Raw genomic sequence first — 12380 nt, 5'->3', positions numbered from 1 at the left:
TCAATTGTTTCTAACATGGCCAAAAAGTGACAGCGCGGACATCGCAGGTGCCACTGCCTGGGTCTGGAGTTGCCTCAACCAAAAGGTAGAGTTACGAATTCTGCCAGTTCGAAAGGTGATTTTTTGCAAGATATCGACGAAAGCGATGCACTGGATCAGCTGGCCTCCAGCGTCAATTCCAGAAGGTTGGCGATACTATGCGGTGCGGGGCTATCCATGTCGGCACCGAGTTCGCTGCCAAGTGCGTGGACATTGGCAAATCGGGCAAAACAAAAGTACGATGCGCAGTACGGTCATTCGAGAGCGCCACTGTCTGAAGACATCGAAAATCAAGCGGAGTTTTTCTTTGGACGAGAAGAACTCCAGACAGTCTACTTGAGAAGCTTGGTTGATCCGAATGCCTTCGCAGGCAAGCCAAACCATGGTCATGAGGCCATTGCAGATCTAACTCTCGCATCCTGTTTGGCCGCACTTACGTCAACAAACGTAGATACATTAATAGAGGCAGCGGGATTGAACCTCTACGGGAATGTTTGGCCTTCTATCAAACTTGATCAAGCAGCAACAGCTCCGGCTGAAATTGCCCCGCTGGTGAAGATTCACGGCTGTTGGAATACCGACAAACCAAACACGATTTGGGCACCCAGCCAACTTGCATCCTCTCCGACTAAAGAACGTGTCGAAGAACTATCGGACTGGCTCTCGCAGAGGATGCTAAACTGTGACTTGCTAATTGTAGGGTTCTTCACGGATTGGGACTATCTGAACTGTTTGATCGAACATTGTTTGACTAGGGTCTCCCCTAGTAAAATCTTCGTTGTAGATCCGGCTAGCTCTGCCGACCTGTTAGAAAAAGCACCGGCTCTTGCGGAGGCAGGTGCGAGGGCGACAACTGTTTTCGCGCACGTACGCGAAACTGGAGATAGCTTTCTTACTAAGCTCAGGCTTCAATTCTCAAAGTCGTACGTTCGCCAGGTTCTATCTCCAGGGCTTAAGGCCTATCGAGAACAGTTCGACGCCGATGCTGATCCCAGCCTGATGAATTTGGACGAAATCGATAATCCATCGCTTTGGCAATTGAGGCGGAATATCGAAGGAGCGCTACCGAACCAACCTGCTCAGCGACATGAACCGATTGAAGCGCCAGTATTGGGTTTCATCATAATCCGCTTACTAGCCGCTGGTGCTACATGGGACGGGCCGCTGCTGAAGCTGGAAGATCGTTTCATCAGGGTAATTGGCGCATCCGGCAAATTTGTACACGACCTCGAGAAAAGCTACAGTGGAAGTGTACCCCCGGGAGCTTCTCCTGATGTTACCATAGCGGTTGGCGCAGCTCAGAACTTCCTACCACCAGACATTGCTCGATCGTCTGAAACAGAAAATATCGTGAGGCCAGCTAGCGGCCAATTTTGCACCGACAGAGATTTTGAAGAGGTACTTGAAATTGCTTGATGTTGTAGAACTAACAAATGAAGTTCTGCGCTCGAACGGTTATGAAACCTTCGATATCGATCAGGAAGAAGTCGGATCAATTGGATTTGAGAATGAAATAAATTTCGGTTTCGTGCTCTTTTACAAAACACCCCCGGCGCTTGTCGAAAACTGGAAGCAAGATAGCGAAGCCCTCTTTGGGCGATATAGATTTCAAATTCAGAGAGGCGGCAGCAAGGCTTGGAACGCTTATTCAGTTTTTCTTTGCGGTGGAAAACCTTCACGCTCTGAAGCTCTAAGCTTTTCCGATATCGAAGAAGACTTGAGTGGATCAAGAAAGCTGGCTCGCTCTGCAGTCGGAAGCGATGATAGCATTAAGATCGCGCTGCAACCGCTTATAGGCTTGGGACACGCGCCAATGCTTGAACCAGTGGATTTGGAGGAAGATGTCCGATTGATTTCAAGCGAGCTACCTAATGCGGCCTTAGATGCTTTTTTTAGAGAAGCCAGGCCAGACGAAGTTTTGAGACTTTTGGGGCGGGCCGATGAGAATTGAATATTTAGAGCTTAGCGGGTTCAGAGGTTATTGTGAGCTGGTTCGCATCGAGTTTGGTACTGCATTCACGGTCATTGACGGTCGAAATGGCGTAGGAAAGAGCACGATTTGCGACGCTATTGAATTCGCGCTCACTGGTACAATAAGCAAGTATGGCGAGGCCAAGGCGGATGGTGAGTCAGTTCAAGACTACATCTGGTGGCTAGGTGAGGATGATGGCCCAGAACAGCGTTATGTGGAAGTGGGATTTAGTGATGGCGAAGAAACGCTAACAATCAAGCGCACTAGTGCGAAGCCAGATACTGCAACCGACCTCGAAATATTAGAGAAAAGACTATGCGATGAATTCTCGAAACCTTCGCAGGCCCTAAAGCAGCTATGTGAATCGGCTATTATTCGCGATGAGCATATCGCTTCTCTAAGCTTGGATTTGAAAGAAACGGAACGCTACGCTCGGATCAGCTCATCTATTGGAGTTGTCGGTTCAACGGAGCTAATCACGCGGGCTCAAGAGGTTCACTCCCTAGCTAGAGAAGTGTGCAAGTCCGCTCAACAAAGTGCGGACGAAGCGGCTGAAAGGCGAACAGAAGCCGTTCGACAGCTCGATGCGGCCAGAGTGAATTTAACAGACATAAGTGAGGTTAATCGAGCCGAGAACGACCTTCTAGAATTACTCAATCTCGATAGCAGAAGTTCAATAACGGAACAAGCCGCTAAGCGGCTCGCAGATATTGACGACAAAGAAGCTACGCTAGTTTTGCTGACCTCAAAGGTTCGAACTGCGGCAGATGAACGAAGCACACTGATTGAACTTAATGAGAGTGTCAGCGAGCATGAAAAACGCGCTGCTAATCTTCAAAATGAGTTAAGTACTCTTCGTAGGACGCTGGAAAGCCAGCCCTCGTCTGGAGACGCGCAAGTTAAAGCACAGCGGTTGGCTCTGTTAGCCGAACTGGGTCGAGAACTGGGGCTGGAAGAATGCGCATGCCCACTGTGTTCATCCGAAGTGGAATGGGCAACTTATGAGGAAAGACTTGAACACCTAGAAAATGTTTCTAGCGAGCTAGACAAAACGGCTAACGAAGTTGCCGAGCAGGTAGCGCGAGAGTTTCGCATACAAAGTGAGCTGAAAGAAATTCAAGTTGTTCTGAACCGAAGCCGAGAGGTTGTAGGTGCCACGGAACAAAAATTGTCAAATCTTGCCGCAGAACTCAGAGATATGGGTTTTGAAGAGGATGCCACGGCGAAGGCCATAGAGCACGAGCAAATCCTGCTCAATTCGGAACAAAACCAGATTCGAGATTTACTTAAAATTGTTGATACCAATAGGACCAGACGTGCTGTGTCCAGTGCTCAAGAGCGCAACGCAGAAGCTGAGGAAAATTTGAAGAAATGCGAAGTCAGGTTGGCGCGAGCAAAGCGTACCGAACAGGCAAGCAAAACACTGCTGGATGGCGTTAGAAAGGCCGCTGGAGATGCACTTGATCTACGCATAGAACGAATCTTACCTCTCATATCGGAAATGTATTCGAGGCTGCGACCACACCCAACGTTCACAAAAATCGACTACAAAATTAGGGGCGAACTTCGTAAACATCTTAGCTTTAGGGTTGGTTCAGACCTCAATCCTCAGTTTGTATTTTCAAGCGGGCAAAGGCGTGCTGCTGGGTTGGCGTTCTTGCTATCCGTAAACTTGTCAATTGCTTGGAGCCGTTGGAAGACCGTCTTGCTGGATGACCCTGTGCAACATATCGACGACTTTCGAAGTGTGCATTTGGCAGAACTATTAGGGCACCTAGTTAACGAGGGACGGCAAATTATCTGTTCGGTCGAAGACCCAGCGCTCGCAGACCTTCTCTGCCGAAAGATGCCTGCTCGGACACCCGGCGCAGGAAAGCGGATTAGCCTCGGATTCAACGAAGCGGGCTCAATTGTGACAAGCCAAGACAGGCAATTACCTTGGTCCGAACAGTGGATTTTACGCCCGACTGACAATTCACTGTCTGCATAGCCCCTGACGAAAACATTTATTTCTATACTCACTATACCCCCTCACGAGGCAGGGGGGCTAAGCAGACTCGTTTAGATTGGTTTGCTCTATGGAGCTTCCAGCCATGTCCCTAGTGTCTGTTTACGGGATTTTGTGGACCCGTCACCTTCAGCCAAGCAAAGAAAGAAGCCGCAGCCCCACCCGCAGCCTCTTCATTTGGGTTATCTCACCGGAAACGCTTCCAGGTCTTTCTTGTAGGCCTCCTCACGATACGGCCCCGCCGGCAATCCCTGGCCCACCGTCGAAGCAGCCAGCATGTTGGCCTGCTGGGCAAGCGGAATATAGTTCGGCATACCTTTTTCGATGGCCGCAACAACAGCCTGTGCCAGAAGATCCGCAAGCGGATTACCGGAGCTGCTCGCCTGTGGCGAATAGGACATGGCGCGCGTATCCTGCCAGAGCACATCCCCCGTCTCGCAGCTGCGTAGCTCGTAATTGAATTTCACATTGGTCTGGGTCGCCAGAACGACATATTGCGACTCCCACTTGTCGATCGACAGGTACAGGGCAGCATCACAGCCGAAGAGATTGCCGAGCCGCCGTGTATCTGCCTGATAGATGAGAGACGGGTCCGAAAGTCCGTCCTCTTCAAGAACCGATTTCACCATGTTCGCCGGGAAGACATAGTATCCACGCAAGGCAAACGGCCTGGAAATTGTCGAGAGGAAAAACTCCGGGGCCTCAACCGCCACAGTGTTGTTGAGCGCCGGCAGAACGAGAATGGAATGCGGGTCTTCCTGCCTGAAGTCCGAATAGTCCTTGGGCTCGGGCGGGGTCACACATGCAGCCAGACCTAACGCCAGCACAGGCAGCGCAATCGTTCTTAATAGTGATCTCATGGTCATGATGATGGTCCCCTAAATTCCCGCATCTGCTGGTGCCGCACCGTCAACTTCGTCTGATGACGTCGCATCGCTGGACTGCTCAGATGGCGCTTGTCCAAGCCGCTCATTGATCGAAGTCATGAAGTAGCGCGACTCCGGGAATGCCGCCGCTTCCCGCTCGAACATGGCGGTTGCTGTCTTTACATCGCCATCCTGCAGGTAAAGGTAACCAAGTTCGGCATAGAGGCCGGGGGCAAGTCGGTCTGTCTGCTCCCCTTTCTCGATAGCTTTCTCGAGCGATGTCCTGAACTTTTCCCGCATGTCGGGTTTCTTGTAATAGGTGTAGAGCGAGCTCTCATACGAGCCATACTCGAACATTGGCGGTGTCGCGCAAGCACAAAGGCTTGCGAGACAAACGCCCGCGATTGCTGTCTTGAACAAGGGTCTTCCCCCCCCCTCTTGCTATCTGGAGTGATTATTCCGGGCTTATGGTCAAGGTGCTGTTGCGCCCGACATAGACTTTCCGGTCGAGCATGACGCGGCCTGCCTGAATTACTTCGACCCTGTGCGTGCCCGTCGGCACAGCCAGTTTCTGCGCGCGACCGTCATACTGACCCACATTGCCGGCCGGCTGGCCATCGACCACGACCTGCGCCCCCTCCGGAAAACCCTGGAATGAGATCGAGGCTTCCGAGCCACCCTGCGTGACAGTCTCGGTGGGATATGCACAGCTCGATACAGCCAAGTTTGCGAGAATAAAGGGCGCAGCGACCGCTGAAAAAAGCTTCTTCATAATTGTCCCCCTTCGACGACAACTAGGCTGTCCTTGTCATAGCTTGATAAGTCACCAGTGATTACCGTCGCGATTGCGCCTTCTGAATATTCATCATCCCCGAAGAACGAGACCACTTCGATACTTGCGACTTTTTTGCCGGGGAGCGTGATTGGCAGGCCCGACTGGCTGCTCTTGACGGTTTCACCCTGCGTTTCGACACTCAAAACATGGCCCTTGCGCAAGCCCTGCTTCGAGCCGCCGCTGATAATGACCTGGCTGCCATCAAGCCGAAGTATGTCCGTCGACCAGCGCCGGTCAGCAAGTTTCGAGACCAGTTCGGAGGTCAAGTCGGAAACGGCAGATCCGATTGCTGCATCATTGAGCGAGGCATCATAGCCCGCGCGTGATCCGAAACCGGCCACTTCACCGGCCTCGACGGACGCGTTGCCTTGGCCCGATGCACTGTTAAAAGCCAGTCCCGTTCGCGGATCGACAAGTCGCGCTTCGACCACGGCCTGCGCGGTCTGTTTCTTGGTTGAGCTTAGAAAGCCCGACTGACCCTCGGTCTTTCGCCCGAATTCTGTCACCGATCCTATTACAACTGCATCCACACCGACGAGATCGAAATCGTTACTCTCGTTGCGAAGCGACTGTTCAAATGCAAGTTCGTCGAGATTGTCGCGCTCGAAAACCATGAACTGTCCCGATTCAACAAGCCGTTTAACCAGCATGTCCCGCGCTTGATCGGCCAGCGGATCGTTCTCGCCGTCATAGAGAAGGCTTTTGCCGTAGCGGGTGCTATTGGAGAAGCGGGTCACAGCGATGCGCCGTTTCAGGCGCGGTGCTTCAGGCTTGGCCGCGGCCTCCTGCGCTGCTACCGACACCTGAGGTGTCGATACGCGTGCGGGCGGCTCCTCGACCGTTGCGCATCCCGCGAGCGTGGCCGCAGATGCTGCGCCAATCGCAACAACGATAGCAGATATGGATTTCATATTTTCCCCTCAAACAAAGCCCTCAATCCCCGGTTGCCTTAATTCTAGATGAGGCGCAAGAGCCTTAATCGCCACTTTCAATCTCTCTAGAGTAGAATTTGACATGGAACGGCGGGCCTGATGAGATACTGCTTACCTGCTGAGCATATACCACCTCACCCCCCTTGCCCCCGCCACATCTGCGCATACAGCCCACCAGCCGCCATCAGGCCCTCATGCGTCCCATCCTCCACAATCCGCCCACCCTCCAGCACCAGTATCCGGTCCGCCCCGGCTATCGTCGACAGCCGGTGCGCCACCACAATCGAGGTCACCCCGCGCGCCGCATCTGCGAGACGTGCCGCGATCCCGGCTTCGGTCTGTGTATCGAGCGCCGAGGTCGCCTCATCGGCCAGCAGGAGACCCGGCCGTCGCAACAGCGCCCGCGCGATCGCAACGCGCTGTTTCTCACCGCCCGAGAGATGCAAGCCCCGTTCGCCAACGCGCGTGCCATACCCATCCGGCAGCCGGGCCGCCAGCGTATCGAGCTCTGCCATCCGCGCCGCCCAATCTATATCCTCCATCGCTCCTGCCCCGATCCCTGGCCCCGCAGGAAACCCGATATTGAAGGCGAGCGTATCGTTGAACAGGATCGTGTCCTGCGGGATGACCGCAATCATCCCACGCAGGACCTCGAGCGGATAACTGGCGAGCGGCGCCCCGTTCAGCAGGATCTCTCCGCGGTCCGGCTCATGGAACCGTAGCAGCAGGCGCAGGACAGAGGACTTGCCCCCGCCCGAGGGCCCGACCAGCGCCGTCATGGTCCCCGGCGCCGCCTCGAAACTCACCCCGTCCAGCACCTTTCGCGTGCCGTCATAGGAGAAGCTGACCGCGTCGAAACGTACACTTACGGCCTCATCCAGGGTCTGTGCTGTCCCGCCCTCATGGACCAGACCGCGGCGTTCGGGCGCTTCACCGAGCAGACCGATCAGGCGTTCCACGTACGCCACGCCCTGCCCGATGTCCCGGATTCCGAACCCCAGCCGCTCCAGCGGCTGGACCAGCTGGATCATATAGGCATTGACCAGGACAAAATCCCCGACCGTCATCGCGCCCGCCTTCACGCGGGCAAGTGCCAGCCAGAGCGTCAGCCCGAGCCCGGCCGCGAAGATCAGGGCCACCAGCATACCATTCAGGACACGGGCCTGGTAGAAGCCGCGCCAGGCGTGCTGGACATCTGCGAGCCGGCGGTCATGGCGCGCGGTGATCGTGGCCTCGCCGGTATAGGCCTTGACCGTCTCGACATTCAGGAGGGTATCGGCAAGGCCTGCATTGGCCTCGATACGCGCCCCCGAAACACTCCGGCTGGCGGCCAGCACACGCCGCGCGCCATGGGTGAACACCAGCCCGTAGGCTACCGCGCAGGTGGCGAATATGCCCAGGAAGACCGCGTCGAAGAAGCCGGCCAGCACGATGGCGATCACGGTGATTTCAATGAGACCCGGCAGCAGGGTGAAGAGGCTGTGCTGGAGCAGCAGTCTGTAGCCCTGCAGGCCGTTTTCGAGGATCTGCAGCGTCGCGCCCGTCGTCTGCCGCAGATGATAGCTCATCGGCAGGGCCAGGATGTGGTCCAGCACTTTCCGGCTGAGCCGCCGGCTAATCGACTGGTCGGCCGTCCCGAACAGAAAGGTCCGCCCTTCGCCTGCAAGCCGCACGACACCCAGCGTACCGACATAAATACAGAGAAGACCAAGAGCGGGCAGATGAATCCCCCCTACCACAGCACCTTGCTCCTCGCCTGCCAGCGTATCGACAAGGAGTTTCAACGCGACCGGGGCAAGTCCGGCCAGCAGGGAAGCCAGCACGACGCAGGCGAGCGCCGCGACAAGCACCAGCATGTCCCGCCGCACGGCGACCGCGCGGAAGACCGCAAGGCTTTCGCGCATCGGGTGGCGTCCGGGACGTGCGTGGGGCTTGGCCATTGAAGGTTCCGGTTACAAGGCCTGGGCACAATAGCACGTCCTGTTGAAAGTTTCGCGGAAAGGTTGAGTCGCACCGGGATGACACGCGTCGACTGATCGGGCTTGGTGGGATGTCAGGGAATGACTTTCACCCTGTACAGGTCAAAACTCGCCCATGCTCAAATTGCAAACAATGCCGTGGACGCGGAGGAGTTCGGAGCGAGCGTTCAGAGCGGTGATGACAGAAGCCGACATGGAGAATTGTCTTCAGACTGCAAATGGGCCTCAGCTCAGGCAGCTGTGCCATGATCGCAATGAACAGCTCGCCGACTTCCCGGCGTACAGCAAGCGATGCCTGAAAATGCAAGACGGCCCTCTATCTCTTAATTGAGCCATCGGTTCCAGGGACCTTGTGTAGACATCCCTATCTGAACAGCAGGACCCTCACCTCGAACGCTCTTCCGCTCCCGTCAGCAAAAGAGCGATGATATCTGAACGGGTGACCACGCCGACGGCCTTTTCGCCTTCCGTAACCAGCACAGTCTGCACACCCTGTCTGGAAAAACGGTTGAGCAGTGCCCCCACAGGCGATGTAGCCGGCGCGGAAGCACCTCCGGCATGCATGATGTCCGAGGCGCGCATCCTTCGGCTGTTGGGCTGGCGCAGAAGGTTCTTCGATACAAGCGCCTCAATAACATCACCCTGGCTAATGCTGCCAATGAGACGGTCATGTTCTACCACAACAGGAAGGCTTTTCAGCTCATGCTTGCGGAAAAGCCGAACGATCCGTTCGAGTGAGACCTCCGGACCGACTGCGATCAGCGGCGTGGTCATGACATCGGCGCAGGTCACCCCGTCGAAGCGATGCAGCGCGGCCTCTTTCTCTGCCGCCGCCAGCATGCGGGCAAGATCGGCCACGCCGATATTCGGAGACTGGTTGAATCTCCTGAGCAGGCCGGCAAGCTCTCTGTTGGAAAGGCCGAGCCGGATCTCTTCCTTGCCCGGCGGATCCTTCCTGGGCTGGCGGAACGGATAGAAGCGTCCCGTCAGCCGGTTGAACAAGATACCGGCCAGGACGAGGCTCACTGTCATCACACCGACCGGCACCAGCGCGAAAGCAAACCCGGTCTCCAGAACGGCGTCGCGCTCAAGCGCTGCCAGAAGCGCGACAGCCCCACCGGGCGGATGAAGCGAGCGTGTCAGGAACATCGCCAGAATGGCACAGCCAACCGCCAGACTTGGCGCCCAGAGCGGCGGTGCCACCATGAGAATGGCCACGGCCACGACGCCGGAGACAATATTACCGACAATGGCCGACCATGGCTGGGCAAGCGGGGAATTGGGGACGGCGAAGACCAGCACAGCGGAGGCGCCGAGCGGCGCCAAAAGATAAAGCGGCAGCCCCGGGACCTCAGGGGCCAGCAGTCCCACAATCGTACAGGCGGCAATCCCGGCAAGTGCCCCGAGGGAGGCGCGCAGCATCTCTGCCTTGTCTGGTACAGGCAGCGCCGGAAAGAAATGCTCAAGCCGTACGGATAGCAATTTGTCCAGCGACACAGGACACCCCCTTCAGCGACTGGGGTGATCACCTATCGCTAAAAATCTCCAGTCGCCACCGCCCACCAGCAGATTCGGTTCTGAATGACGCTTGATGCAAACGTGAATACACGTTTCCCATACGGGACGATCCTACAATCAGCCGTTCAATGAAAATCCCGGCTCGCAGGAATTATCCGAGCATTGCGGGGATGGCGCCCACCGGGCTGGCTTTTCCACTCGGGTATAGGCCGGCGAACCTCATCCGCTCTGGCCACTGTATGCCTGAGCGGGTCGTTCTGGGCGTCTTCCGTTAGCAGGTTCAGGTCACTGGTCAGGTCGATCAGCTGGGCCGCCACGATATGGGTGACATTGTCAGCCCTCTGGACGCGGCCATTGATCAACATGATCCGCGCACTCATAAGCGCGGCCCGGTATAGCTCGCCGGTCCGCGGCCAGATGACGGTATTCGCGATGCCTGTTTCATCTTCTAGTGTAACGAAGTAGACCCCGTTGGCTGAGCCGGGCCGCTGACGCACCAGCACAACGCCGGCTGTTCGTACACGGGCCCCGTTTCGCCGGGTGACCGCCTCCTGTGTGGTCATCAGGCCGAACCCCTTATAACGCTCCCGCAGAAAGCTTATGGGATGATCTTTCAGCGACAGGCGGGTCGTCTGGTAGTCCTGCAGGACATGTTCCGATGCCGGCATCTGAGGCAACCGGGTTTCCGCCTCGTTTCCCTGATCGGCTGCATCAGCCGCGGCAAACAACGGCAGGCTTTGCCCGGGCGCCTCGCCGCGTACCGCCCAGAGCGCGCGACGCCGGTCGAGCTCCATGGACCCGAACGCATCCGCCGCGGCCAACAGCTCCATGGCCCGGCGGCTGATACTGGTTCGGGGGCGAATATCTTCCGGCCGCTCAAAGCCTGCTCCGCGGGCCGCCATAAGCGCTTCCATTTCGTCCTCACGCAGGCCGTCGACCTGCCGGAAGCCGAGGCGGACCGCGTAGTTTCCGCCTTCAGCGGGCTCAAGAATATTGTCCCAGTCCGACAGGTTCACATCCACGGCGCGCACCTCGACACCATGCTCACGCGCATCGCGCACGATCTGGGCCGGTGCATAGAAGCCCATGGGCTGGCTGTTCAGAAGCGCGGCGCAAAAGACATCCGGATGGTGGCACTTCAGCCAGGAGGAGACATAGACCAGTAGTGCAAATGACGCAGCATGGCTTTCCGGAAAGCCATATTCGCCGAACCCCTTCACCTGGTCGAAACAGCGCTGGGCAAAGGCGCGCTCATACCCGCGCGCAGCCATGCGCGAGACCATCATCTCTTCATAATTCTGGATCGTGCCGACCTTGCGGAATGTCGCCATGGCGCGGCGCAGGCCATTGGCTTCGTCGGGCGAGAAATGCGCCGCATCGATCGAGATCTGCATCGCCTGCTCCTGGAAAAGCGGGACGCCGAGCGTGCGCGAAAGAATACGCTCCAGCTCGTCAGGCGGCCCTTCTTCCGGGGCAGGACTGGGATAGCTCACTTTCTCAAGCCCCTTGCGCCGGCGCAGATAGGGATGAACCATGTCCCCCTGGATCGGTCCGGGCCGGACAATCGCCACTTCGATGACGAGATCATAGAAGGTCCGCGGTCGCAGCCGCGGCAGCATGTTCATCTGCGCCCGGCTCTCCACCTGGAAAACCCCAAGCGAGTCCCCCTCGCACAGCATGTCATAGGTCGCACTGTCATCTGGCGGGATACTGGCGAGCGTATGCGCGATCCTCTTGTGCAGCTTCAGGAGATTGAATGCCTTGCGGATACAGGTCAGCATGCCGAGGGCGAGGACATCGACCTTCATCAGGCCGAGCGCATCGATGTCGTCCTTGTCCCATTCGATGAAGGTGCGTTCCTCCATCGCTGCATTGCCGATCGGCACGGTCTCGACCAGCGGGGTACGCGTCAGCACGAAGCCGCCGACATGCTGGGAGAGATGTCGTGGAAACCCGATCAGCTGACGCGTCAGGATGATGGTGCGCCGGATCGTCAGATTGTCTGGGTCGAGCCCGGCCTGGCGGATCTGTTTTGTATCGATATCCGTGCCCCAGCTGCCCCAGATCGTCCCGGCCAGCGCCGAGGCGATATCTTCCGACAGGCCCAGCGCCTTGCAGACCTCGCGTACCGCCGAGCGCGGGCGGTAGCATATGACCGTTGCTGTCAGCGCCGCCTTGTGGCGGCCGTAGCGGCGATAGACATACTGGATGACTTCCTCGCGGCGTTCATG

General features: G+C 56.8%; 10 protein-coding genes. 3 read left to right on the top strand and 7 right to left on the bottom strand.

All coding sequences use genetic code 11. The features are described from left to right. Window positions 1–123: 123 nt before the first annotated feature. The 3 genes from Q1K31_RS07235 to Q1K31_RS07225 are packed head-to-tail and all read left to right on the top strand — an operon-like array spanning window position 124 to window position 4001. Window positions 124–1455, top strand: coding sequence for an SIR2 family protein (locus Q1K31_RS07235; protein ID WP_300378288.1), 1332 nt, complete (start codon window positions 124–126; stop codon window positions 1453–1455). Next, window positions 1442–1990, top strand: coding sequence for a hypothetical protein (locus Q1K31_RS07230; protein WP_300378286.1), 549 nt, complete (start codon window positions 1442–1444; stop codon window positions 1988–1990). The genes Q1K31_RS07235 and Q1K31_RS07230 overlap by 14 nt, the downstream gene beginning before the upstream one ends. Beyond that, window positions 1980–4001: an AAA family ATPase gene (locus Q1K31_RS07225; protein WP_300378284.1), complete on the top strand. Its 2022-nt coding sequence runs from the start codon at window positions 1980–1982 to the stop codon at window positions 3999–4001. Before Q1K31_RS07230 ends, Q1K31_RS07225 begins: the two co-directional genes overlap by 11 nt. Before the next feature lie 200 nt (window positions 4002–4201). Here Q1K31_RS07225 and Q1K31_RS07220 read toward each other — a convergent pair whose 3' ends face one another. From Q1K31_RS07220 to Q1K31_RS07190, 7 genes are all read right to left on the bottom strand, one after another. Further along, a complete protein-coding gene (locus Q1K31_RS07220) occupies window positions 4202–4885 on the bottom strand; it encodes a GNA1162 family protein (RefSeq protein ID WP_300378283.1) in 684 nt (227 codons plus the stop codon). Window positions 4886–4897: 12 nt separating this feature from the next. Next, window positions 4898–5305 carry a DUF4810 domain-containing protein gene (locus tag Q1K31_RS07215; protein WP_300378281.1) on the bottom strand — a complete coding sequence of 136 codons (408 nt, stop codon included), beginning with the start codon at window positions 5303–5305 and terminating at the stop codon, window positions 4898–4900. 34 nt (window positions 5306–5339) lie between these two features. After that, on the bottom strand, window positions 5340–5657 hold the full coding sequence (locus Q1K31_RS07210; RefSeq protein WP_300378279.1) for a hypothetical protein: 318 nt from the start codon (window positions 5655–5657) through the stop codon (window positions 5340–5342). Further along, the gene (locus tag Q1K31_RS07205) at window positions 5654–6631 is read right to left on the bottom strand and encodes a CsgG/HfaB family protein (protein ID WP_300378277.1); all 978 of its coding nucleotides are present in this window, start codon (window positions 6629–6631) and stop codon (window positions 5654–5656) included. Before Q1K31_RS07205 ends, Q1K31_RS07210 begins: the two co-directional genes overlap by 4 nt. A gap of 155 nt (window positions 6632–6786) precedes the next feature. After that, window positions 6787–8592 carry an ABC transporter transmembrane domain-containing protein gene (locus tag Q1K31_RS07200; protein ID WP_300378275.1) on the bottom strand — a complete coding sequence of 602 codons (1806 nt, stop codon included), beginning with the start codon at window positions 8590–8592 and terminating at the stop codon, window positions 6787–6789. 423 nt (window positions 8593–9015) lie between these two features. Further along, window positions 9016–10128: an HPP family protein gene (locus tag Q1K31_RS07195; protein ID WP_300378273.1), complete on the bottom strand. Its 1113-nt coding sequence runs from the start codon at window positions 10126–10128 to the stop codon at window positions 9016–9018. A 146-nt stretch (window positions 10129–10274) separates the two neighbouring features. Next, on the bottom strand, window positions 10275–12380 hold a 2106-nt coding region (locus Q1K31_RS07190), incomplete at its 5' end, for an error-prone DNA polymerase (RefSeq protein ID WP_300378271.1).

The organism is Henriciella sp. (assembly GCF_029936995.1).
Taxonomy (GTDB): domain Bacteria; phylum Pseudomonadota; class Alphaproteobacteria; order Caulobacterales; family Hyphomonadaceae; genus Henriciella.
This window is presented reverse-complemented; position numbering and strand designations above follow the sequence as displayed.